Raw genomic sequence first — 23,588 nt, 5'->3', positions numbered from 1 at the left:
AAGCTGCGAAGCAGCGCGCGGATCATGCCCGGGAACGCAGCGAGCGTCAAAGCAGCAAGCTTGATCCGCATCAAACTGTCTCACGCCCTGCTGTCTAGATTGCGAATACACGGGAGCCGCCAAGGAGAAGCCTCCATGACCGGCCGGATTGATGGATGAGAGAGCTGGCGCTGTGACAATGTTGCTTGCGCCACACCGCTGCGCGATCGACGACGACGTTGAGCCAGGATGAAGCGATCAACCATGTCCAACCATCAACATCCTCACCGGCCAGCCCGCTCCCTCCTCCGCATTCCCCTGTTCCGCCTGCTCGCCATCAACCTCGCGATCGGCGCCTGCGCCGCGACGCTCCTCGTCGGCGGCCTGCTCTGGCTCAACCCCGGACATCTGCGCGAGCTGATCTTCGCCGACAGCTCGCCCGGCATCGCGCTCGCGCTGCTGGTGGCTTCGTTCCTCATCACCTTCGGCTCGGCTGCGATGGGCAGCGCGATCATGGCGCAGGGACTTAAAGAGCACAGCGGCAAGGGCGGCGGACGCGGGTCGCGGCTGGCGATGCAGGAGACGGCGCGGCGCACGCGCGCGCATTGAGACATTAGCCGCGGCGATGGAACCCGCTTTTACAAATCGAGATCACACTGTCTGCACGCAGGCGGGAAGAGGTGCAGGCTGGCGCGCCTTCCGACACAGCGCGCCACGCGCGTTGCATCGCGAGGGCCGGCAAGATGAACAAACTGGTTTGACGCTCTAAACAATTGCTTCGATGTGAATCGAAACCAGATGTCGCGACCATCGCATATCTGATCCGCTCGCTGCGACATCAACGCCGCCACGATTTGCCTTGCCATCGCAGGGCGTCTTCTATAGCCTTCTATTTTAGGTTGTCACCCTGCCAGCCCCGGGTGACGCTGAAGACCAAAAATAAGCGGCGGGCTTCGGCCCGCCGTTTATTGAGGCAAGGATCCCTTGCGCAGCGGGCCCACGGCTCCGTACCGACCCCGGCGACGCGCGAAGTCATTTGACTATGACGCGGCTATCGACGACAAGCCGCCATGGCCAAAAAACCCGGAACCAATCCCAAAGGCGAATTCGCCTTTTTCAACGTCTTCTATGAAGACGATTCCCAGCGCTCCAACCGCCGCGTACCCAGCGAGCTGCTCGGCGGCCTCGACGGCGACGAACCCGCCCGCGCCTTCATCATGGAGCAGGACCGCGAGATCGCCGAAAAGAGCGGCCGCCCCGCGCTCGAGATCAAGCGGATCGAGCGGGTCGGGGTGAAGAAGAAGTAGGACGACATAAGCAGGCGCTCACCAGCGCCCGCTCCTTTTATTCCAGGCAAACAGCAGATCGGCAAACCGGTCGTAGCCGAACCGCGTGAATGGCAGCGCCACGCGATTGCCGAACAGCGCAGCAAGCCAGCCCTCCCCCGGAGTCAACCTCCACAACGCAATCGCGACATCCGCACCGACGATGAGCCGCCCCGCTTCATCGGTCGCATGCAGGCGCCGCCTGATGTCGTCGAGCGAAGCACCAAAGTGCGCCAGCGCGTCGGGCTGCTCGTTGATGTCCCTGAACTCGACCGTACCCGCGCGCACCAGCGCCAGCAGCTTGTTGCGCTGCCAGTCGATGCCGGCGTCGCAGACGGGGCAGCGGGTGTTGTACCAGACGGTGAGGTGATAGTCGGGCATAGCTGGCGGGGTTGAAAAAAGCGGAAGAGCAACGGAGATGGAATGAGCAAACCAACGGCATCCGCCTCGCAATTTACTATCCGACGCAATCCAGGCGCTAGCACAAAGAAAAACGGCGGGCTTTTCGGCCCGCCGTCTTCGTTACGATGGATGCCCGGGTCGGGCCCGGGCATGACAATCCCGATCAATTATCCAAGAAGCTCCGCAGCTTCCGGCTCCTCGACGGATGCTTCAGCTTCCGCAGCGCCTTGGCTTCGATCTGACGAATACGCTCGCGCGTCACCGAGAACTGCTGGCCGACTTCTTCCAGCGTGTGGTCGGTGTTCATGCCGATGCCGAAGCGCATGCGGAGCACGCGCTCTTCGCGCGGGGTGAGCGAGGCGAGCACGCGCGTGGTGGTCTCGCGCAGATTGGACTGGATCGCGGCGTCGATCGGCAGGATCGCGTTCTTGTCCTCGATGAAATCGCCGAGGTGTGAATCCTCTTCGTCACCGACGGGCGTTTCGAGCGAAAGCGGCTCTTTGGCGATCTTCAGGACCTTGCGGACCTTCTCCAAGGGCATGCCGAGCTTCTCGGCGAGCTCTTCCGGGGTCGGTTCGCGGCCGATCTCGTTGAGCATCTGGCGGCTCGTGCGCACGATCTTGTTGATCGTCTCGATCATGTGCACGGGGATGCGGATGGTGCGGGCCTGGTCCGCAATCGAGCGGGTGATCGCCTGCCGGATCCACCACGTCGCGTAGGTCGAGAACTTGTAGCCGCGGCGGTACTCGAACTTGTCGACCGCCTTCATCAGGCCGATGTTGCCTTCCTGGATCAGGTCGAGGAATTGCAGGCCGCGGTTGGTGTATTTCTTGGCGATCGAGATCACGAGACGGAGGTTGGCTTCCACCATCTCCTTCTTGGCCTGGCGTGCCTCGCGCTCGCCCTTCTGCACGGAGTGCACGATCTTGCGGAACTCGACGATCTCGAGGCCGGTCAGCGCGGCGAGCTGATGCACCTCGTGACGCAGATCCTTGATGCGGTCCTTCTCGTGATGGACGAAGTTCTTCCAGCCCTTGGCCGAGAGCTTCGAGACGCGATTGAGCCAGCGCGGATCGAGCTCCGAGCCGGTGTAGTTGCGCAAAAAGTCCTCGCGCGCGACGCCGTGGCTGTCGGCAAGGCGCATCAGGCGGCCCTCATGCGAGACGAGGCGCTTGTTGATGTCGTAGAGCTGCTCGACGAGCGAGTCGATACGGGCCTGGTTGAGGCGCAGCGACTTCACCTCGACGATGATCTCGTCCTTCAGCTTCTTGTACTTGCGCTCCTGGTGCGGCGAGAGCGACTCGTTCTGGAGCTGGTTCTGGATGTCCTGCTCCTGAAGCTTGCGCAGCTTCTTGTAGCTGTCGGCGATCTTGTCGAAGATCTCGACCACCTTCGGCTTGAGCTCGGCCTCGATGGCCGCGAGCGACATCTGGTTCTCGAACTCGTCGTCGTCCATGTCGGACTCGGCCGCAGCCTCGCCCGGATCCTTCTCCTCGCCGGCTTCCGTGCCGCCCGGCGCAGGCGCGGCCCGGAACGGGGTCGGCGACGGCGGCGCGGCGGGCGGGGCGACATGCGCGGGCGCGCCGGTCGCGGCGGCCTGGCCGCCCTCGGCAGGCGCCTCACCGTTCTCGCCGGTTGGACCTGCGATCATCGCATTGTTCATCCCGGCCTTGGCGTCGGGGCCGGCATAGGTGGCTTCGAGATCGATGATGTCGCGGAGGAAGATCTTGCCTTCGTTGAGCTCGTCGCGCCAGATGATGATGGCCTGGAAGGTCAGCGGGCTTTCGCACAGCCCTGCGATCATCGCCTCGCGGCCGGCCTCGATGCGCTTGGCAATGGCGATTTCGCCTTCGCGGGAGAGCAGCTCGACCGTGCCCATCTCGCGCAGATACATGCGCACGGGATCGTCGGTGCGTTCGCCCGGCTCGCTCTTCTTGACCTCGGTGACGGCCTTCTGGGTGACCTCGACGAGCTCGTTGTCGGTCTCGTCCTCGCCGCCCTCGTCCTTGTCCTCCTCGCCTTCGCTATCGTCGGCTTCGGTGACGTTGATGCCCATGTCCGAGAGCATCGACATGATGTCCTCGATCTGTTCGGGCGAGGTCTGGTCGGACGGCAAGACTTCGTTGAGCTGATCGAAGGTCACGAAGCCGCGCTTCTTGGCCTGCTTGATCATCTTCTTTACGGCGGCGTCGGACAGGTCGAGCAACGGCGAGGGCGCGTCCTGGGAATCCTTCTCCGGCGCGTCCGCTGCCTTGTCGTCTTTTTCCTTGTCCTTCGCCTGCAGCGTCTTTGCCTTGGTGGCCATCCATTGCTCCTAAACGCGCTTCAATGCAGTCGGCTCGCCGCGTCTGCCTGAATTCACATGAACCTGTTGCCCGACGCTCTCGCTTCGGCAGCTCTCGACACGGAAAGGGCGGCGCACATATCTCTCGCCACCCCCAACTCTCTCTCGCCGGAAATGCCTAACGCTTCGTCAGCCTCTTTGTCGCAGCGGATGCAGGTGTAGTGCCAACAGCAATTGCGCGGATTCATTCCTGACGCGTCTGTTCTGCCTGCGGCCGCCTGGTGGCCAAAGTGCTACAAGACCGTTAAGCCTCGATTAACCCTGTTTTTGCCGCCAAACCTTGGATTTGGCGAGTCTTTTAGCGGTTCCGGCTCCGGCCGTCCGCATGATTCTTTCATCACACGCTCTTCTGGAACCGACCCGACAGCTCGCCAAAACCCTCAATCAGGGCTTCGGTGCCGTCGACCTCGGCCATCCGGGCCTTGACGTCACGCAGCCACGCCAAATTGGCCTCGCTGGGGTCCTCCCCCAAGGCCAGCTCGGCGTCTTTCAGCTCTCTAAGTAGTGAATGCCATTGCCGATGCAAGGCAACCAGCTGATGCCAGGTGGCGAGAACGTCGTCGGGGGCGGCGCCTTCGCGGGCGCCCCACACCGCCGCGGTGGTGATGCCGTTCTCAACCCGTTGAAGGACTTGCGAAAATCCACCTTTGGCGAGATCGCCGCGCATCTTTTCGGCCTGCTCGCCGGGGTCCGGGGAATGGTGGTGGTCATTGGCAAAGGCGGCGATGATGCCGGCCCTGAGCTTGTGGGCCTCGGGATGGGCCAGCTCCAGGGCCGCGACCTCCTCGAGGTGGTCGTGCAGCAGCCAGGGGTGGTTGATCAGGCATTGCAGGATCAGGGCCTCCCGGCGGGAGATGGCGCTGCGCTGGCCGCGCATGATCGGGCTGGCCGCCAGCTGCGGGCTCGCCGCCTGGTAGGGGCCGGAGGGTAACAGGGTGGGGCCGGGCGCGCCGCGGCGCCCGCCGCCGAATCCCTGGCCACCGAATCGATTCGCGCCTCCCGCAGCCCTGGGCTGGAATTGGCGGCCGGAATTGCCTTGAAGATTGCCCCGTCCGGCAAAGCCGCCGCGGCCACCCTCGGGCGCGAAAGTGCGCCGCAGCCGCTCGGCAAAATCATCGCGGTAATAGCGCCGCACCACCTCGTCGCGGATGCCGTTCGCGAGCTCCTTGATGCGCGCCTCCAGCGCGGCGCGGCGCTCGGGGGTGGCAAAATTGCCGCCTTCGAGCTCGCGCGACCAGATCATCTCGGCAAGCGGCTTCGCCGCCGCGATGACTTCCTCGATCGCGCCGCGGCCGCCGGAGCGCGCGAGATCGTCGGGGTCCTGCCCCTCCGGCAACAGTGCGAAGCGCAAGCTCTTGCCCGGCGCGAGGAATGGCAGCGCGAGATCAGCGGCACGATAAGCCGCCTTCTGGCCGGCGCGGTCGCCGTCGAAGCAGAGGATCGGCTCGTCCGCCATCTTCCACAGCAGCGCCAGTTGGCTTTCGGTGAGCGCGGTGCCGAGCGGCGCGACCGCGCCGGCAAAGCCCGCGGTGACCATGGCGATGACGTCGACATAGCCTTCGACCACGATCAGCGCGCTGCCGTCATGGGTGGCTTTGCGCGCGGTCTGGTGATTGTAGAGATTGTCACCCTTGTGGAAGAGCGGCGTCTCCGGCGAATTGAGATATTTGGCCGGAACGTCCTTCTCCAGCGCGCGCCCGCCGAACGCGATGACGCGGCCGCGTAAGTCCGTGATCGGAAACATCACGCGGTCGCGGAAGCGGTCGTAGGGAACGGGAATGTCGTCTCCGGCCACCAGCAGGCCGGTCTCGACCATGTCGTCGACGGAGACACCGAGCTTGCCGAGATGCTCCTTCAGCGCGAAGCGATCGGGCGAGGCATAGCCGAGGCGGAACTGCAATTGCGTCGCCGGCGAGATCCCGCGGTCGGCGAGATAGCCGCGCGCCTTGGCGCCGACGCGCGAGGCCAGCGTCTCCGCGAAATAGGTCGCGGCGAGATCCATGACGTCATGGAGCGTGCGGCGGCGCTGCTCCTGCCGCGCCGCATCCGGCGTCACCGCCGGCAGCGCCAGGCCCGCCATGCCGGCGAGCCGCTCGACGGCCTCGGCGAACGGCAGGCCGTCGGTCTCCATCACGAAGGAGATGATGTCGCCGTGCTTGCCGGAGGAGAAGTCGTGGTAAAAACCCTTCTGGTCGTTGACGTAGAAGGACGGCGTCTTCTCCTGCTGGAACGGCGACAGCCCCTTCCACTCCCGCCCGGCCTTCTTCAGCTTGACGCGCTTGCCCACGACTTCGGAGACCGAAAGCCGGGCACGAAGCTCGTCGAGGAATTGGGGCGTGAAGCGCATGGGGGAATGGAACTCTGTCAGTGGCCGCACGGAGCCGCCCAACTCAGAAAGGCAAATCGTTGCCTTGCTTCAATTGCTCATTTAATGTTCTTGATACGTTCCGTCCATATCCACTTTGTCCACATACGCTATTTGTCTCCAAGACGAATACCTACACGCGAATATTGACAGCGCCGCGGACGCATCAGCGCGAGCCCAATGCCACGAGCGATTGCTTTCATCCGTCACCCTGAGGTGCTCGCCTCTTCGGCGAGCCTCGAAGGGCGACGGCCCGGCTCTAACCGCGTCGAGTACTGAGCATCAGCTCGGCCGTTCATCCTTCAAGCTCCCGGCGCGATGCATGGCATCGCGCCACTCGCGCCTCAGGATGATGGGACCGTAGTGCCGAAATGACGAGCCCCTTGAACCTAACCCGGTTCCACGCTTCCATATCCCCATGTTCAGGACCTTTCGGGGCGGCCACAGCGGGGGCTGGCGTGTGATCTCGATCGCACCCGTGACCGGCGAGCCCCTGCCCTTCATGCCGGCGCTGTCGGTGACCGACAGCGAGGCCGTCTCATTGCCGCTGGTGCCCTCGCGCAATGCGTGGCGACTGGTCGGCGCCCCGAGCAATTTGCGCTACACCGAGCGGCCTGAGAAGCAGCAGCTCACAGCCGTGCAGGCCGGCCTCGGCCGGATGGAAGCAACCAGCGCGGCACTGATCCCGATCCGCAAATCGCAGGCCTGGTGGGAGCTGACGCAGGAAGAGCGACGCCAGATCTTCGAGGACAAGTCGCACCACATCGCGAGCAGCCTTCGTTTCCTGCCCGCGATCGCGCGCCAGCTCTATCATTGCCGCGACCTCGGCGAGCCCTTCGATTTCCTGACCTGGTTCGAATTCGCTCCCGCGCACGCCTCGCTGTTCGAGGAGCTGGTGGCGATGCTCCGGGAAACCGAGGAATGGAGTTACGTCGAGCGCGAGGTCGACGTGCGCGTGGTGAAGGAAGTGCTGTCGGCTTAGAGCATGATCCGGAAAAGTGCGAAGCGGTTTTCCGAGAAGATCATGCTCGAAAACAACTAGTGCGCCAAGAACCGCCCGGACTCGATGAGCGGCAAACCCGTGACGGGCCAGTTGTAGACATAGGTCCAGGCCTTCTCCGTGGCGCCATCAGGCAGCGTCACGTCGATCAGCCGGCGCAGATATTCGGTCGGCTCGGGAAAACCCTCGCCGCAAGCTTCATACATGTCGAGCTCCCCCAGCAGCTCGTCAGGCACGCGCATCCGGAAGAGCTCGCCATGAACGATGTCGGAGGCAGCATTCGACAGCAGCAATCCCGGATAATGCTTCACCAGGACGAGCCGGCCGCGGCAGGTCGCTTCACCGAGGAAATCCGCGTGTCCCGCCAGCAGCCGCGCCATCGGATGGTCGAAGCCGCGCATCAGGGTGCCGTAGACGAAAAGGCGATCGGAGGTCATGCTGCTCTAAAGTTGCGACGTCGGTGCAATATCGTTACTCCGTTTAGACACGTAATCGTTTCATAGGCAATCAGGATGGATCTGCACACGGCCGAGGCCGCCGATCAACTGCTCGGCGAGGGCGATATTTTGCCCGTGCATGAGGTGAATGCCGAAGGGACTTCGCCCTTTCTGCTCACCTCGGATCATTACGGACGGGTGCTGCCGCGCGCGCTCGGCGATCTCGGCATCGCGGAAAGCGAGCTTGTCAGGCACATCGGCTGGGACATCGGCATTGCCGGCGTCGCCGAGCGGCTCGCAAGGTTGCTGGATGCGCATCTGATCGCGCAGCGCTATTCGCGGCTCGTGATCGACTGCAACCGCCCGCCTTCTGCGGCAAGCTCGATCCCCGTGATCTCCGAAGCCACCGCGATCCCGCGCAACGAAGGGATATCGGATGGGGAGCGGGAGGCACGGCGGCGCGAGATTTTCGAGCCTTATCATGATCGCATCGATGCCGCGATCGACGCCCGCCTGCACGACGAGCGGCCGACGGTGCTGGTGTCGCTGCACAGCTTCACGCCCGTCTATGCCGGCGTCGCGCGGCCCTGGCACATCGCCGCGCTGTACAACCGCGACACCGTGCTGCCGCAACTGCTGTTGAAACATCTGCGCGCAGAGGGCGATCTCGTTGTCGGCGACAACGAGCCTTACGCGGTCAGCGACCTCACCGACTACACCATCCCCGTCCACGGCGAAGGGCGCGGCCTCGTCAACACCGGCATCGAGATCCGGCAGGATCTGATCGCCGACCACACCGGCCAGCAGCAATGGGCCGAACGGCTGGCAAGGATCCTTGCCGAGGTCGAGATGGAGCTGAAGGTGGAGCTGTTGGTGTAAGCCTCACTTCGCCCTAGTCAGCGCCAGCCAGATGCCGCCGCCGATCATGAAGCCGCCGGAGATGCGCGACATCATCCGCGTGCGGCGGGCCGAGAAGAATTTTCGCGCGCGGCCTGCGGCGATGGCGTAGAGCGCGTCGGTCACCACGGCGGTGACCATGAAGGTCGCGCCCAGCAGCGCCACTTGCGGAAAGTGCGGCTGGCTCATGTCCATGAACTGCGGGATGAAGGCGCCGAAAAACACCAGCACCTTCGGATTCGACAGCAGCACCAGGAAACCCTGCAGGAAGAAGCCGCCGCGCGGCGGCGGTGGCGGTGTGTCGACATCGACGCCCTCGACCGGCGCCCAGATCAGCTTGATGCCGAGCCAGACGAGATAGGCGGCGCCGGCAAAGCGCACCCAGTCGAACCAGTAGCCCATGGTCGCCATCAGCGAGGTCAGGCCGACCGCGACGATGCCGATGACGATGGCAAGGCCGGCCTGCGCGCCGGCCACGTTGGTCAGCGCGGCACGCGTGCCGTGGCGCAGGCCGTTGGCGATGACGAGGGTGACGATCGGCCCCGGCAGCAGCGCCAGCGCAATGCAGGCGGCGACGAAGGCGAAATAGGCTTGCATGGACATCATGGGGAGGACTCGGCTGATGGCGGCTTGCGGGCATTAATGCATGGGACGGGCGCAGAGGGAAGTGAGATGAGCGCAAGGTGCGCGCTCAACCAACGGTGGATCCCCCGCGAAAGCGGGGGATCCAGTACGCCGCGACGCCTCCGCACTTCACCAACGTCTCTGGAATACTGGATTCTCCGCCTGCGCGGGGAATGACAGCGTTGAATGTGGAAGCCGGCGTACCAACATCGACGCCGACATCGCTCCGCCCCGCATCGTCAGTTCTTCGGCAGGCCGGCGACATTGCGGGCCGGGCCGGTCAGCTCCAGGATATGCAGGCCGGTATTGGCGCGGTCGACGATGTAGATGTAGCCGCGATCATCGGTCTCGACATTGTTGGTCTGGATCGCGACCTTGCAGCGCTCGCCGCCCTCGATCGGGATGCAGCGCTTGTCGGTTGCGCTGGTGATCGACGGAATGAAGTAGCCGACTTCCTTCGGGTGATAGGGATCGCGGATGTCGAGCGCGCGCACGCCGGCATTGAAGAAGGAGATGAAGGCCATCTTCTTGTAGTAGACTGGCGCCATGCTCTCGTTGGAGGAATGCGCGCCGAAGCGTCCGCCGCGCTGACAGAACTGCCCGCTCGCCTCCGGCACGGTGTAGCTCGAGATCATCATCGGCCGCGTCTCGGTGGTGACGTCGGCGAACCACACCATCTGCCGCGCCTCGCCGCATTCGTTGAGGATCGCTTCATTCACGATCATGACGATGTCGCGGGTCTTGCCGTCCTTGTCCTCGGCGAATTCCGCGATGGGCATGTCGAGCATCGGAAACGTCGTGTGCGCGCCGTTGAAGGCGGACATCGGCATGCGCGCAATCTCGGGATAGCGCAGATTGTCCGGCGTCGGCTCCTTTGCCCCGCTCAAGAGCTTGTCGCGATCGACGATCTGCAAAATGCCGCCCTTGTTGGTGCCGTAGCCGAAATAGACGCGGTTGCCGTCGGGCCCGGTCGAGATCGGCCCGTGCAATTCGGTCGGCACCGCGCCGGTCGAACCGGGCTCCTGACCGGGCAGACCGAAATCGCGGATCTTCTGCGGGCGCGCGGGATCGGAGAGATCATAGATCTGCGTCATCCGCCGCGTGCGCCAGTCCGGCGCGCCCGAGACGAGATAGGCGATACCGGTGTCGCATTCCCACCAGCTCTTGTGGGTGTCCTTCAGGCCGCCGATGCGGGTGATGAGCACGGGGCTCGCGGGATCGGTGACGTTCCAGATCTCGTGCGCCTCGCCGCCGAACGTCCTGAGCATGTAGACCGCGTTGGGATCGCCCTTCGGCAAGGCCTTGCCGTCGCACACCCGCACCATCTGCGCGCCGCCGGATTCGTACTTGCCCTCCTGCCCCGGCAGATGCCGCAGATATTTTGGATGCGCGGGATCGGTGACGTCGACGATCGAGGTTCCGTTCGGCTCGGCCTTGCCCGTCATCGGATTGACGGGCGCGGGCACATCATCAGTGCCGCCGTGATGGCCGATATAGGCGATCCAGCGATCGCCCTGGTGATGGATGGTCGGCTGATAGGCGCTGCGGGCCTGGAGATCGTTGCTCCCGACGAGCTTCATGTTGGAGGCTTCGGGCGGCGCGCCGATGGTCTGCTTCTGCGCCTGGGCCGCGGTGCTGCACGCGAAAAGGACGAGAGCGGCAACACGTGAAACGCGACGGAACATCAAAATCCTCCCGGAACCAATCTGCGTTGGCTGAGCGTCGAGGCTAGCACGGCCGACTGCGCGCGCCAAAGACTCCATCTTGACATGCAACCGTTTGGTTGCCTATTATCGACACCATGGATGAGGTCTTCAAAGCGCTCGCCGATGCGTCACGACGGTCGCTGCTCGACAGGCTTCATGCCAAGAACGGCCAGACGCTGAACGAACTCTGCGAGGGCCTTGCGATGACGCGGCAGGCCGTGACCAAGCACATTGCGATCCTGGAAGAGGCCAATCTCGTCACCGCCATCAGGCATGGCCGCGAGAAGCTGCACTATCTCAACCCGGTGCCGATCCATCAGATCGGCGAACGCTGGATCAAAAAATTCGAGCGCGGCAAGCTCGCCGCACTCAGCGAGTTGAAACGCCAGTTGGAGAAGCGCGATGAGTAAGCCGGAGTTCGTCTACGTGACCTATATCGAGACCACGCCGGAAAAGCTGTGGGAGGCGTTGACGTCGAGCGAATTCACCAGGCAGTACTGGTTCGGCGCCGAGGTCCGCTCCGACTGGCAGGTCGGCTCGCCCTTTGCGCTCACGCTCGACGGCGAGATCACCGATTCCGGCGAAATCCTGGAATCCGATCCGCCGCGCCGCCTGTCCTACAGCTTCAAGCACCAGAAATTCGAAGAGCTGCGCGGCGAGCCAATCTCACGCGTCGTCTTCACCATCGAACCGTTCGGCGCGCTCGTGCGTTTGACCGTGTTGCATGACGGCTTCGTCGAGGGCGGCAAATATCTCGGCGCCGTCTCCAATGGCTGGCCGGCGATCCTGTCCGGGCTCAAGAGCCTGCTGGAGAGGGGCAAAGTGCTCGCCATTCCCCGCACGGCGCTCAACAAGGGATTCGACGCAAAATGAACCTCGATCAATTCAAGCCGCTGACGGTCTACACCATCTACATCGCCTCGACGCCGGAGAAAGTGTGGGAGGCGCTGACCTCGGCCCAGTTCAGCAAGCAGTATTTCTTCGGCAATGCCGTGGAGGTCGAGCCGCGCCTTGGCGGCGCGTTCACCGTGCGCACGCCCGATGGCGCGTTGCACATCAGCGGCGAGGTTCTCGCCTACGATCCGCCGCGAAAGCTGTCGGTCACCTTCAACGTCAACTGGCCCGAGCTGATCGAGAAGCTCGGGCCGACTCTCGTCACCTACGAGATCGAACAGGCCGGCGATGCGGTCCGGCTTACCATGAGCGAAGGCCACGACCGCCCGCTCAGCGAGGACATCCTCGCCGGTGGCCGTTCGGGCTGGCCCGCGATCCTGTCCAGCCTCAAGAGCCTGTTGGAAACCGGCAAGCCGCTGGCGGTGAAGATGGGGCCACCGCAGCGGATGCTGGATGCCCTGAAGGCGATGGGGATCAAGACGCCGTAGGGCGAGACGGGGTCTGTCTCCGCGAACTCGGCATCGTAGGGTGGGCAAAGGCGCACTTGCGCCGTGCCCACCATCTGTCCCCGGTTGAGAGGGGTGGTGGGCACGCTTCCGCCTTCGCTCTTCGAGCTACGGCGGACAAGTCGCTTTGCCCACCCTACGGCACCGCCCAAGGGCAAAAGGACAGCGACTAGCTACACCGGCACCACCAGCCGCCGATAAAGATGCCAGGTCGCATGCCCGAGCACGGGTAACGTCACGATCAGCCCGAGAAAGTAAGGCAGCGCCGAGACGATCAGCAGCATCACGATCACGGCGGCCCATGTGATCATCGGCAGCGGGCTCGTCACCACCGCGCGCACGCTTGTCACCATCGCCGTGACGAAATCGACCTCGCGGTCGAGCAACAGCGGAAACGACACCACGGTCAGCGAGAACAGGATCAGCGACAGCACCGCGCCGACCGCATTGCCGATGCCGAGGAACAGCAGGCCTTCATTCGTGGTCAGCACCACGGTCATGAATTCCTGAAGGCTCGAGAACGAAGCGTGCAGACCGAGCAGCAGCGCGATCAGGAGCCGCACCTGATACATCCAGATCACGAACACGAACAGCGTGACGAACGCCATCCAGCCGATCTCGCTGCGCGCGCGCACGGCCGACCAGATCGCGCCGAAGGAGACCGGCTCGCCGCGCTCGCGGCGGCGGCTGACCTCATAGAGCCCGATCGCCACGAATGGCCCGATCAACGCGAAGCCTGCCGCCAGGGGATAGACGAGATAGACCATTCCGAAGGCGGTGAGGCACAGCATGATGGCGATGCCGCCGGCGGCGTAGAGCGCGCCGAAGCAGAGACCGTAAAACGGTAGCGCCTGGAAATCGCGCAGACCCTCGACCAGCGCCTCGGCGATATCGGTCGCCGCGACGCGACGTACCACCGGATCGACCTTGCCGGAGATGGACATCAGCTCCCTCCACACATCGGCGCGATCTTTCGTCGCGCGCATGCTGCGATACTAGCGCCGCCGCGCGCAGGCGCAACTTGATGCCAGCCGGCGCGAAGAGCAGCGGCGAGGTAACAATGCTCGCGATGCGAAATCCTTCACCATCGGCGCGATTTTCGCGCCAATGCTATGGACTGGGCAGACGATCGTCCGCAAATTGTACCTCCGAGCAGATGCGCCTGAGAGCGGACCGCCCCACCGATGAGCCTGCGTACCCGGTTACTGATCCTCGTCATTGCCGCCATGCTGGTGCCCGCGATCCTGGTCGGGCTGCGTTTTGTGCAGAACCGGGCCAGCGAGATCGACGCGGCGCTGGCCAATCTGGCCGCATCCGCCGACGACATCGCGAGCGATCTGAACGAGAAGATCCAGGGCACCGCCCAGCTTCATTATGGGCTCGCCCGGGCCCGCGACCTCGACACGCGCGACAAGGCGGCGTGCTCGGCGTTCCTGTCGGAAGTGCGCGAAGAATATCCGCAGTTCACGGGCATCTTGACCATCGATCCCGACGGCAGCCTGTTCTGCGACTCGCTTCGGACCAACCGCACCCTCGACCTGAACGACCGCGGCTATTTCAAAGAGGTCAAGGGTCTTCAAGGCGTCGTTGCCGCGGAGCCGGTGTTCGGCCGCCTCACCGGGCTATCGGTGCTCCAGATCGCCTATCCCGTGCGATCGGAGGCGGGCGCGCTGAAATTCGTGCTGCTCGCATCCTTCAACCTGAACAAATTCGCGGAATTTCACGACAAGCGGCTGCTGGCCGAGAAGGACATCCTGTTCGTCGACGCCAAGGGTACGGTCCTGGTCGCCCCCAAGGGCGGCGGCTGGAGCGTGCCCATTGGCGGGACCATTGCGGGCTCCGATCTGTTCCGCTTTGCGGCAGCGCCCGATGGCGAGCCATTTCGGGAAGTCACCGACCGCGGGGGCCGCACGCAGATCTGGGGCGTTGCCCGCTCGCCCTCGATGCGCAAGGCCGGCCTCACCATCATGGTCGGACGCTCCAAGGACGGACTGGTCGCGGCAGCGAACCGCCGGCTTTACGAGGACATGGCGATTCTCGCGGTGGCCTTACTGCTGCTCCTGGCCGGCTTATGGATCCTCACGACCGTGAGCATCGGCCGCCAGGTCGGGCGGCTCGCCACCATGGCGAAGAGGCTCGGGCGCGGAGATCTCAGCGCGCGCATTCCGGAGCCCCATCCGGGCGGCGAGCTCGGCGGATTGATGACCCTGCTCAACGGCACCGCCGAATCGCTGCAGCGGCAGCGCGCCGCGATCGCGGATCTCAACCAGAAGCTCAGCCAATCCCAGAAGATGGAAGCCATGGGCCAGCTCACCGGCGGCGTGGCGCATGACTTCAACAATCTCCTGACCGTCATTCTCGGCAACTCCGAGCATCTTGCCGACCAGCTGGCGGGAAACAAGGAATTGCACCGCATCGCCGGCGACATCGCGACCGCCGCCGAGCGCGGCTCTGACCTGACACGGAGCCTGCTCGCCTTCGCACGCAAGCAGCCGCTGCGGCCGAGAGAGATCGACATCGCCGAGAAAGTGCTCGGCATGGAGCAGCTTCTGCGTCGGACACTGGGCGAGCACATCGAGTGCCGCTTCGCGCTCGAACGGGATTTATGGCCGGCCAGCGTCGATCCCGGCCAGCTGACGACGGCCCTGCTCAACCTCGTGCTCAACGCGCGCGACGCGATGCCGGAGGGCGGCAAGCTGACGGTCGAGGTGCGCAACAATTCGCTCGGTGAATCCGACCTCGACGTCAACGGCGAGCCGCGGCCCGGCGACTACGTGATGGTGGCCGTGACCGATACCGGCAGCGGCATGAGCGCCGAGGTGGTCAGCCGCGCGTTCGAGCCGTTCTTCACGACCAAGGAGGTTGGCAAGGGGACCGGCCTCGGCCTGAGCATGGTCTACGGATTTGCACAACAGTCCGGCGGACTTGTGCAGATACAGTCCGAGCCGGGACGAGGCAGTGTCGTCAGGCTGTTCTTTCCCCGTCTCGAAACACCGCCGGGCGAGGACCTGCGCCCAGCGGAAGCGACCGTCACACAAGCGGGACACGAGACCATTCTCCTCGTCGAAGACGACGACATGGTGCGGGCCTATGTCGAGAACGAGCTCAGCACGCTCGGCTACCGGGTCATCGCGACGTCGAACGGACCGGCAGCGCTGGAGGTGCTGCGCCAGCCCGGAGACATCCAGCTGCTGTTCACCGACGTCGTCATGCCCGGCGGCATATTCGGGCCGGAGCTTGCGAGGCAAGCAACCGAGCTGCGGCCTGATCTCAAAGTGCTCTTCACCTCCGGCTACAGCCAGACGCCCGTCAAGACACCGGACGGGGCTGGCGACGCCCGCATTCTGACCAAGCCGTTCCGGCGAAAGGATCTTGCGGCGATGCTGCGGGCCGCGCTCTCGGAGCCGTCGCGGTAGATCAGGACGCTATCGCGAGCTGGAGCGCCACTGCGAGATTGGCCGCGAACAGGCCCGCGTCGATGACGAAGATCCGGAGCATCGGGCCCTTCAACACCGGCCAGTAGGCGACCCCGACACGTCCGCCACGCATCAGCACTGGGAGGTTATAGGCGAACTGACTGAAATGGCAGGCCGAAAAGAACAGGAACAGCGTGAGCTGCGCCTCGACCGGCTGGAAGAAGAGCGGACGCGCAACCAGAAGGTAGAACGACAACAGCCCGATCGGCAGGTTCATCCCGCCCAGGAACGCAACGCTGGCCGCCAGGGTCGGCGCGATCGGATTGCTGCGCTCTTCCCGCGGCAGCAAGATCTTCAGCGTGTTGGCCTGCGCAATGCTGAACTGGATGAAGGCGCCGCCGAACCACAGCGTGTTGAGGAGCAGAACGATATCCGAAAGGCGCATGGTCATTTTCCGTAAAAGGCTTCGCTGCGCACGACGCGCCCCGCGTCGTCAAAATCCATGAACTCGCTGGCGCGCGTGTCGCCGAGCTGCCACCACACCGTCAGGCGCGCGATGGTGTCGTCCCAGCTCCAGCTCAGGATCTTCAGGTCCGCGCTTTCGATGTGGCCATAGGCTTTGCGCCAATAGGCGCGGATATTCTCGATGCCGGCGACGACAGGAGAACCGGTCAGCGTCAGCGCCAGAGGGCTGCGCATCTGCGCATTCTCGGCGAAATGCGCCACCACCGCGTCGATATCGACCTTGCACCAATTCGCGCACCATGCCGCGACGAAGCGCTCGGCGGCCGCGCGATTCATTTTCTGCGCGCTCAATGGATTCTGTCCGCTCATGACGACACGGGCCCTCCCCGGCCTGTTGCCAAGACAGTGGCAAAGCCCGCCTCTCATGTCAACTACATTGACTTTAAGAACCGTCAACTGTTGTCGGCGATCGTCCCCATGACAGCCATCCATGCCGCCGCCCCCGACGCGCCGACGCGATCGAACGCCTCGCGCAAAACCTTGCGCTCGTGGTCCGAGGCCCGTTGCTCGATGCGCTGCCCGGCGGCCGTCAGACGCAGCAGCTTGGAGCGATGCTGCTCGGGCGAGCGCCTCGACGTCACCAGCTTGCGCTCCAGCAGCAGACTGAGCGGCCGGCTCAAGGCCTGCTTGGAAATGCCGAGGACCTCGAGCAGCGAGCCGATCGCGATATCGGGCCGGCGTGCCACCACGTAGAGGATACGATGATGCGGACGCGACAGGCCCTGTTTCGCAAGATATTCGTCCGCTTCCAGCGTCATCCCGCGCCAGCCGTAGTACATGAGCTCGAGCGCCGCATCGAGATCGTGCAGCTTGTCGAGCGAAGCGCGGTGAAGTCCCGCGGCTTGAGACGTCCTGGCCATTGTCGGAAGTCAGCCCTTTTAAGAAGTCAGCCCTTGGCCCGCAGCTCGCGCCGCAGCACCTTGCCCGTCGCCGTCATCGGCAGCGTCTCGGCGAATTCGACGAAGCGCGGATATTCATGCGCGGCGAGCTGCACCTTGACGAACTCCTGGATCTCGCGCGCCAGCGCGTCGGTGCCGGTAAAGCCCGGACGCAGCACGATCCAGGCCTTGATCGATTCGGTGCGGATCGGATCGGGGATGCCGACCACCGCGGCCATTGCCACCGAGGGGTGCTTCATCAGCGTGTGCTCGATCTCGGAGGGACCGACGCGATAGCCGGCGGTGGTGATGACGTCGTCCTCGCGGCTGACATACCAGAAATAGCCGTCCTCATCCTGCACGCCGAGATCGCCGGTGAGCAGGAATTCGCCGGCATATTTCTTCGCCGTCGCCTCCGGATTGCGCCAATATTCGAGCATGGTGACGGGACACGGCTGGCGCACGCCGATGATGCCGCGCTGGCCGCGCGGCAATTCCTCGCCCTTGTCGTTGACGATGCGGACGTCGAAGCCCGGCGTCGCCTTGCCCATCGAACCCGGGCGGATTGGAAACAGGTTGGAGTTGCTGCCGATCACGAGATTGCACTCGGTCTGGCCGAACACCTCATGGGCGTCGATGCCGAAGGTCTCGCGCACCCAGCCGAGCAGCTCGCCGCCGAGCGATTCCCCGCCGGTGAAGATGCTGCGGAGCTTGAGGCCCGCGTGCTTCACACCCGCCTGCCGCATCAGCTTCAGCGCGGTTGGCGGCAGGAAGACGTTGCGGACGCCGAGATCGGCCATCATCTGCATCGCCGCCTGCGGCTCGAATTTGCGCGCGCGATGCCCGACCAAGGGGATGCCGTGATACCAGAATGCGAGCAGGCCGTTGACGAGGCCGCCGATCCAGGCCCAGTCCGCCGGCGTCCACATCAGATCGCCGGGCCTGGGTAAGAAGTTGTGACACATCTCGACATTGGGGAGATGGCCGAGCACCACGCGGTGCGCATGCAGCGCGCCTTTGGGATTTCCCGTCGTGCCCGAGGTGTAGATGATCAGCGCAGGATCATCGGCGGCGGTGTCGACGGTCGCAAAGTCCTCGGACGCGGTTTCGATCGCCGGCCAGAATGGCTTTGCGCCGGCGTGGACGGCGCCGCTCGTGATGTAGATGTCCTGCAAATAGGGCAGCCGCTCGCGGATCTTCGTGAGCTTCTCCCAGCCCGCCTCATCCGTGATGATTGCCTTCGCCTGTGAATTCGAAAGGCGGAATTCCAGCGCGTCCTCGCCGAACAGGGCGAACAGCGGGATCGAGACCAGGCCGGAGCGGAACGCCGCCATATGCGCGATCGGCAGCTCCAGCGATTGCGACAGGAACACCGCGACGCGGTCGCCGCGCGAAAGCCCATCGGCCTTCAGCACGTTGGCAAAGCGGCGCGACATGTCCGCGACCTCGTCGAAGGAGGTGCGCGTGGGGGCGCCGTTCTCGTCGACATAAACAAGCGCGAGCCGGCCGGTGCCGTCGGCATGGCGATCGCAGCACGCTTCCGCCATGTTGAAGTGCGCCGGGATGTCCCAGCGGAAGTTGCGGACGAGCTCGTCGTAGGTCTTGGCTTCGGTGAGCATGGGCTTGGTCGTCTTCCCGGGTCTCGTCGTTGTTGCCCAGTCTAGAGAGTTACCGCATCGTCCGGAAGAATTTCCTGACATCGCGCACGAACAGCTCCGGCTGCTCGAAGGCGGCGAAATGGCCACCCTTCTCCATCTCGCTCCAATGCGTGATGTTGTGAAAGTTCGGTTCCATCCAGCTCCGCACCGGCGTGATGATTTCCTTGGGGAACGCGGCGACGCCGGTCGGCACCTTGACGACAGGCGTGGTGCGGCGCTTGCCAAAGCTCTCCCAGTAGAGTCGCGCCGAGGAGGTCGCCGTCTCCGTCACCCAATAAAGCATGACGTTGTCGAGCAGCTCGTCCTTGCTGAAGATGTTCTCAGGGTGCCCGTCGCAATCGGTCCAGGCCCAGAACTTTTCCAAAATCCAGGCCGCCTGCCCGCTCGGCGAATCCGTGAGGCCATAGCCGAGCGTCTGCGGGCGCGTCGATTGCTGCTTGGAATAGCCGGAGTCGAAATCGACGTAATGCTTGAGGCCGGCGAGTGCCCGCTTCTCCTCCGGCGTCGGCTCGCCCTCCATGCGCGGCGGCGAGTTGAAGGACAGCGTGATGTGAATGCCGGCGCAGTGCGCCCCATCCTGCGAACCGAGCGAGGCCGTCACCGCCGAGCCCCAATCGCCGCCTTGCGCGCCATAGCGCGCATAGCCCAGCCGCTCCATCAGCTTCGCCCAGGTCGCGGCGATGCGATCGACGCCCCAGCCGGTCGCCTTCGGCTTGGCGGAGAAGCCGAAGCCGGGCAGCGAAGGACAGATCACGTGAAACGCATCCGCAGGATTGCCGCCATGCGCGACGGGATCGGTGAGCGGCGCGATCACCTTCTGGAATTCGACGATCGAGCCCGGCCAGCCATGGGTGATGATCAGCGGCAGCGCGCTTGGTTCTTTCGAACGCGCATGAATAAAGTGGATGTCGAGCCCGTCGATCTCGGTGGTGAGCTGCGCGAAGCGGTTGAGCTTTGCCTCGCGGGCGCGCCAGTCATATTCGCTCGCCCAGTAGGCACAGACCTCCCGGATCCACTTCAGCGGTGCGCCCTGGCTCCAGTCGTCGACCAGCTCCGCCTCCGGCCAACGCGTGCGGGTGAGACGCGACTTGAGATCGGAGAGAATATCGTCGCTGATGGCGATGCGGAACGGTTTGATGGCGCCGGTCATCGTGCCTCCCGATTTTTCTTGTCGAGAGAGTAGACCGGATCGCAGCCACGTCAAAGGTACCGATCCTCCCCTGGAGGGGGAGGAGCGGTTCGCATGAAGCGAAGCGGCATGCGAACCGAGGTGGGGTGACAGTCTTTCCGCGGAAGCGCTGCCCGAGTGGAGAGATCACCCCACCCCGCTCGCGCTTCGCGCGATCGACCCTCCCCCTCCAGGGGAGGGTAAGCAGCTAGCCCGACAGCGCGGCCTTCACGAGGCCGCTCGCCTTGCCGAAATCCATCTGCCCGGCATACTTCGCGCGCAGCACGGCGATCACCTTGCCCATGTCCTTCATGCCGGCAGCACCGGTCTCGCCGATCGCATCCGCGATCGCCTTCTTCACCTCGTCGTCGGCCATCTGCTTCGGCAGATACGCCGAGATCACCGCGATCTCCTCGCGCTCCTGGGCTGCGAGCTCGGCGCGTCCGCCCTTGTCGTAGAGCTCGACCGCCTCCTGGCGCTGCTTGATCATCTTCTGCAGCACACCGAGCAGATCGGCGTCCGACAGCGGCGGCTTGCCGTTGCCGCGAGCGTCGATGTCGGCGTTCTTGATGGTCGAGTTGACCATGCGCAGCGTGGACAGCTTGCGCTCGTCCTTGGCCTTCATGGCCTCCTTGACCGCATTGTTGATGTCGTCGCGCAACATGATCGTGATCCCTTCCAATATCTGACGCCTGATCTAGGCCGTTCGCGGCCCCTAGACAACCTCGGTTCCGAGCCATTCGGTCAGGGCCCGCACTGTCGCTTCGGGCTGCTCGGCTTGCGGCAAGTGCCCGCAGCGATCGAGGACTTTGAGCCTTGCGCCGGCGATGCCCTCGGCCATCTCCCTGGAGAGCGCGTTCGGGATGGTGTTGTCGGCATCGCCAGTCAACACAAGCGTCGGGCATTTGATGGCTGCGAGCGTCGGGCGTGAATCCACCCGTGCGATGATCGCGGACTGCTGCCGCAGATAGCCCTCGACACCGACATCCTCGTCCTGTGCATGCACCAGCTTGAGAATATCGGCATCATCGCGCCGCGACGGATGCACCAGCTCCGGAAAACTCTCCTCGCGGACCGCGCGGAGCTCGCCGCGCCTGGCGCGTTCCATCAGGCCGCCCCGGCGTGCGGTCGCCTCCGGCGTATCGGGCCGCGCCTGGGTATTGATCAGCGCGAGCTTTGACACCCGTTCGGGCGCCTGGCGCATGATCTCGAATGCGATGTAGCCGCCCATGGAATGACCGGCGAGCGCGAAGCGCGGCGGGGCCTCGCTCAGCACGCGGGCGGCGATCGCCGCAATGCTGTCGTCGCGGATATGGTTGGCAACCATGACCGGGCCGAAACGCCACAGCGCCGGGATGACCGGAGCATAGATCCGGGCCGAGGAGGCCAGCCCCGGAACCAACAGAATCGGGGTGGTCTGGTCCATTATTGCCTCGCAAGCCCAGGAATTTGCCGGAAATTGTGCGGCCAAGCTTAGGAGCCCGAGACGGGCTGTCAAATATGCAAAAACGCATGTGAATCGGCGCATCTGCGCTTTGACGGGGGCGTCCGGCAGGCTTATGAAACGCGCTCATGACACAACATGACAACGATCCCGCTTGGCCGGACCATAAACCGACCGCGCTCCTCGTGCTTGCCGACGGCACGGTGCTTGAAGGCTTTGGTCTCGGCGCCGAAGGCCACGCCGTCGGTGAAGTCTGCTTCAACACCGCGATGACCGGCTATGAGGAGATCCTCACCGACCCCTCCTATGCCGGGCAGCTCATCACCTTCACCTTCCCGCATATCGGCAATGTCGGTACCAACGAGGAAGACATCGAGACGGTGAACATGGCCGCCACACCTGGCGCCCGCGGCGTGATCCTGCGCACCGCGATCACCGATCCCTCGAACTATCGAGCCACCAAGCATCTCGACCAGTGGCTAAAGGCGCGCGGCATCATCGGCCTCTCCGGCATCGACACCCGCGCACTGACCGCGCTGATCCGCTCAAAGGGCATGCCCAACGCCGTGATCGCGCACGCCAGGAACGGCGAGTTCGACCTGCATGGCCTCAAGGAAGAGGCGCGCGAATGGCCGGGCCTCGAGGGCATGGACCTCGTGCCGATGGTCACAAGCGGCCAGCGCTTCACCTGGGACGAGACGCCGTGGCTGTGGGACAAGGCCTTTGGCCGCCAGGACAAGGTGGAGTTCAACGTCGTCGCCATCGACTACGGCATCAAGCGCAACATCCTGCGCCTGCTCGCCGGCGTCGGCTGCAAGGTGACGGTGGTGCCGGCGACGACCTCGTCCGAAGACATTTTGGCGATGAAGCCGGACGGCGTGTTCCTGTCCAACGGTCCGGGCGATCCGGCCGCGACCGGCAAATATGCCGTGCCTGTGATCCGGGACGTCATCAAGTCCGGCACGCCGACCTTCGGCATTTGCCTCGGCCACCAGATGCTCGGCCTCGCCGTCGGCGCCAAGACGAAGAAGATGCATCAGGGCCATCACGGCGCCAACCACCCCGTGAAGGACGAGACCACCGGCAAGGTCGAGATCACCTCGATGAACCACGGCTTTGCGGTGGACGAGACCACGCTGCCGAAGGGCGCGACGCAGACCCACATCTCGCTGTTCGACGGCTCCAATTGCGGCATCCAGCTCGACGGCAAGCCGGTGTTCTCGGTGCAGTACCACCCCGAGGCCTCACCAGGCCCGCGCGACTCGCACTATCTGTTCCAGCGTTTTGCGGATCTGATGCGGCAGAAGAAGAGCGCGTAAGACGCGCGCTCTCATGCCCCGCTGACTGGGCCTCGCGGCTCTGGGGTCCCGGCTCTGCGCCGCGGCGTTGCACGCTGCAGCGCGTCCGGGACAGGTGACCTGTTGAGGAACGCCTCCACCCGATAGAATGTTGTCCCGCTGTCTTTTGCAGCCGGAGTCCCGCCATGTCGGTCGTCCGCGACAAGGCCGAGCCGCTCGCCATCGTGTTCGAGGATGACGGGCTCGTGCCGAACAACATCCTTCCGTTCCTGGTCTACCAGGCTGCGGTGAAGCTCGACCCGAAGCGGCCGGAAGAGACCATCGAGAACCTGTTCGAAGCGAATGGCTGGGGCGGGACGTGGCGGAATGGCGTCTACGATTATCTGCATTACCACGCGACGCTGCATGAGGTGCTCGGCGTCGCGCGCGGCAGTGCCCGCGTCCGCTTCGGCGGCGACCATGGCCAGGAGCTCGAGATCAAGGCGGGTGATGTCGCGATCCTGCCCGCCGGCACCGGCCATCAACGCATCAGGGCGAGCGAGGATTTCTGCGTGATCGGCGCCTATCCGCCGGGCAGCAAGATGGAGATCGCGCGGCCAACGCCGGAGAGCCACGCGAAAGCGTTGAAGACGATTCCGAACGTCGCGATGCCGCCGGCCGATCCCGTGACGGGTACGGATGGGGCGTTGATGCGGCTGTGGCGGTAGCCACAACGGCGGCGC

General features: G+C 64.4%; 24 protein-coding genes. 10 read left to right on the top strand and 14 right to left on the bottom strand.

Going from position 1 to position 23,588, the window contains the following annotated elements:
- Positions 1-243 precede the first annotated feature (243 nt).
- Entirely contained in the window at positions 244-588 is a 345-nt protein-coding gene (locus GGD66_RS34015; RefSeq protein WP_092260647.1) for a hypothetical protein, read from the top strand.
- 461 nt (positions 589-1,049) lie between these two features.
- Positions 1,050-1,286, top strand: a complete 237-nt coding sequence (locus GGD66_RS34010) for a hypothetical protein (protein WP_018318231.1) — start codon at positions 1,050-1,052, stop codon at positions 1,284-1,286.
- An 18-nt stretch (positions 1,287-1,304) separates the two neighbouring features.
- Here the strand turns inward: GGD66_RS34010 and GGD66_RS34005 are convergent, their stop codons facing one another.
- From GGD66_RS34005 to dnaG, 3 genes are all read right to left on the bottom strand, one after another.
- Complete coding sequence (locus tag GGD66_RS34005; RefSeq protein ID WP_092260645.1) at positions 1,305-1,685, bottom strand: thiol-disulfide oxidoreductase DCC family protein; 381 nt, start codon at positions 1,683-1,685, stop codon at positions 1,305-1,307.
- 184 nt (positions 1,686-1,869) lie between these two features.
- Positions 1,870-4,011 carry an RNA polymerase sigma factor RpoD gene (rpoD, locus tag GGD66_RS34000; RefSeq protein WP_092260643.1) on the bottom strand — a complete coding sequence of 714 codons (2,142 nt, stop codon included), beginning with the start codon at positions 4,009-4,011 and terminating at the stop codon, positions 1,870-1,872.
- 376 nt (positions 4,012-4,387) lie between these two features.
- A complete protein-coding gene (gene dnaG, locus GGD66_RS33995; protein WP_183261008.1) occupies positions 4,388-6,397 on the bottom strand; it encodes a DNA primase in 2,010 nt (669 codons plus the stop codon).
- 436 nt (positions 6,398-6,833) lie between these two features.
- On the opposite strand from dnaG, the gene GGD66_RS33990 reads away from it, so the two are divergent.
- Positions 6,834-7,397, top strand: a complete 564-nt coding sequence (locus tag GGD66_RS33990; protein WP_183261006.1) for a chlorite dismutase family protein — start codon at positions 6,834-6,836, stop codon at positions 7,395-7,397.
- A 56-nt stretch (positions 7,398-7,453) separates the two neighbouring features.
- On the opposite strand, the gene GGD66_RS33985 is transcribed toward GGD66_RS33990, so the two are convergent.
- Positions 7,454-7,852 carry a gamma-glutamylcyclotransferase gene (locus GGD66_RS33985; RefSeq protein WP_183261004.1) on the bottom strand — a complete coding sequence of 133 codons (399 nt, stop codon included), beginning with the start codon at positions 7,850-7,852 and terminating at the stop codon, positions 7,454-7,456.
- Between the two features lie 75 nt (positions 7,853-7,927).
- Between GGD66_RS33985 and GGD66_RS33980 the strand changes: the two genes are divergently transcribed.
- A complete protein-coding gene (locus GGD66_RS33980; RefSeq protein WP_183261002.1) occupies positions 7,928-8,731 on the top strand; it encodes an N-formylglutamate amidohydrolase in 804 nt (267 codons plus the stop codon).
- Positions 8,732-8,734: 3 nt separating this feature from the next.
- Here the strand turns inward: GGD66_RS33980 and GGD66_RS33975 are convergent, their stop codons facing one another.
- Both GGD66_RS33975 and GGD66_RS33970 read right to left on the bottom strand, forming a co-directional pair.
- The gene (locus tag GGD66_RS33975; protein ID WP_183261001.1) at positions 8,735-9,355 is read right to left on the bottom strand and encodes a LysE family translocator; all 621 of its coding nucleotides are present in this window, start codon (positions 9,353-9,355) and stop codon (positions 8,735-8,737) included.
- Positions 9,356-9,612: 257 nt separating this feature from the next.
- Positions 9,613-11,058, bottom strand: coding sequence for an LVIVD repeat-containing protein (locus GGD66_RS33970; protein WP_183260999.1), 1,446 nt, complete (start codon positions 11,056-11,058; stop codon positions 9,613-9,615).
- Between the two features lie 116 nt (positions 11,059-11,174).
- Between GGD66_RS33970 and GGD66_RS33965 the strand changes: the two genes are divergently transcribed.
- Genes GGD66_RS33965 through GGD66_RS33955 form a run of 3 tightly spaced genes read left to right on the top strand, consistent with a single transcriptional unit; the run spans position 11,175 to position 12,461 of the window.
- Positions 11,175-11,489, top strand: coding sequence for a helix-turn-helix transcriptional regulator (locus tag GGD66_RS33965; protein ID WP_092260631.1), 315 nt, complete (start codon positions 11,175-11,177; stop codon positions 11,487-11,489).
- The gene (locus GGD66_RS33960; protein WP_018318241.1) at positions 11,482-11,952 is read left to right on the top strand and encodes an SRPBCC family protein; all 471 of its coding nucleotides are present in this window, start codon (positions 11,482-11,484) and stop codon (positions 11,950-11,952) included. The genes GGD66_RS33965 and GGD66_RS33960 overlap by 8 nt, the downstream gene beginning before the upstream one ends.
- A complete protein-coding gene (locus GGD66_RS33955; protein WP_092260627.1) occupies positions 11,949-12,461 on the top strand; it encodes an SRPBCC family protein in 513 nt (170 codons plus the stop codon). Before GGD66_RS33960 ends, GGD66_RS33955 begins: the two co-directional genes overlap by 4 nt.
- A gap of 191 nt (positions 12,462-12,652) precedes the next feature.
- On the opposite strand, the gene GGD66_RS33950 is transcribed toward GGD66_RS33955, so the two are convergent.
- Complete coding sequence (locus GGD66_RS33950) at positions 12,653-13,423, bottom strand: DUF2189 domain-containing protein (RefSeq protein ID WP_026201985.1); 771 nt, start codon at positions 13,421-13,423, stop codon at positions 12,653-12,655.
- 240 nt (positions 13,424-13,663) lie between these two features.
- Here GGD66_RS33950 and GGD66_RS33945 point away from each other — a divergent pair, with 240 nt between their 5' ends.
- A complete protein-coding gene (locus GGD66_RS33945; protein WP_183260997.1) occupies positions 13,664-15,895 on the top strand; it encodes an ATP-binding protein in 2,232 nt (743 codons plus the stop codon).
- Position 15,896: 1 nt separating this feature from the next.
- Here GGD66_RS33945 and GGD66_RS33940 read toward each other — a convergent pair whose 3' ends face one another.
- The 7 genes from GGD66_RS33940 to GGD66_RS33910 form a co-directional block, all read right to left on the bottom strand.
- Positions 15,897-16,340 carry a hypothetical protein gene (locus GGD66_RS33940; RefSeq protein ID WP_104465320.1) on the bottom strand — a complete coding sequence of 148 codons (444 nt, stop codon included), beginning with the start codon at positions 16,338-16,340 and terminating at the stop codon, positions 15,897-15,899.
- Positions 16,341-16,342: 2 nt separating this feature from the next.
- Entirely contained in the window at positions 16,343-16,729 is a 387-nt protein-coding gene (locus GGD66_RS33935; RefSeq protein ID WP_183260995.1) for a nuclear transport factor 2 family protein, read from the bottom strand.
- Between the two features lie 83 nt (positions 16,730-16,812).
- Positions 16,813-17,280, bottom strand: coding sequence for a MarR family winged helix-turn-helix transcriptional regulator (locus GGD66_RS33930; protein ID WP_183260993.1), 468 nt, complete (start codon positions 17,278-17,280; stop codon positions 16,813-16,815).
- A gap of 26 nt (positions 17,281-17,306) precedes the next feature.
- Complete coding sequence (locus GGD66_RS33925; RefSeq protein WP_183260991.1) at positions 17,307-18,917, bottom strand: acyl-CoA synthetase; 1,611 nt, start codon at positions 18,915-18,917, stop codon at positions 17,307-17,309.
- Between the two features lie 49 nt (positions 18,918-18,966).
- Positions 18,967-20,106: an epoxide hydrolase family protein gene (locus GGD66_RS33920; protein ID WP_092260614.1), complete on the bottom strand. Its 1,140-nt coding sequence runs from the start codon at positions 20,104-20,106 to the stop codon at positions 18,967-18,969.
- A gap of 226 nt (positions 20,107-20,332) precedes the next feature.
- Positions 20,333-20,788: a GatB/YqeY domain-containing protein gene (locus tag GGD66_RS33915; protein WP_018318249.1), complete on the bottom strand. Its 456-nt coding sequence runs from the start codon at positions 20,786-20,788 to the stop codon at positions 20,333-20,335.
- A 51-nt stretch (positions 20,789-20,839) separates the two neighbouring features.
- Complete coding sequence (locus GGD66_RS33910; protein ID WP_183260989.1) at positions 20,840-21,550, bottom strand: alpha/beta fold hydrolase; 711 nt, start codon at positions 21,548-21,550, stop codon at positions 20,840-20,842.
- A 146-nt stretch (positions 21,551-21,696) separates the two neighbouring features.
- On the opposite strand from GGD66_RS33910, the gene carA reads away from it, so the two are divergent.
- Positions 21,697-22,887 carry a glutamine-hydrolyzing carbamoyl-phosphate synthase small subunit gene (gene carA, locus GGD66_RS33905; protein ID WP_183260987.1) on the top strand — a complete coding sequence of 397 codons (1,191 nt, stop codon included), beginning with the start codon at positions 21,697-21,699 and terminating at the stop codon, positions 22,885-22,887.
- 164 nt (positions 22,888-23,051) lie between these two features.
- Positions 23,052-23,573, top strand: a complete 522-nt coding sequence (locus GGD66_RS33900; protein ID WP_183260985.1) for a hypothetical protein — start codon at positions 23,052-23,054, stop codon at positions 23,571-23,573.
- Positions 23,574-23,588: the final 15 nt, after the last annotated feature.

It is taken from the genome of Bradyrhizobium sp. CIR48, assembly GCF_014198315.1.
Lineage (GTDB): Bacteria > Pseudomonadota > Alphaproteobacteria > Rhizobiales > Xanthobacteraceae > Bradyrhizobium.
Note: the sequence above shows the minus strand (reverse complement) of the source record. Positions and strands in the feature narration are given on the sequence as shown.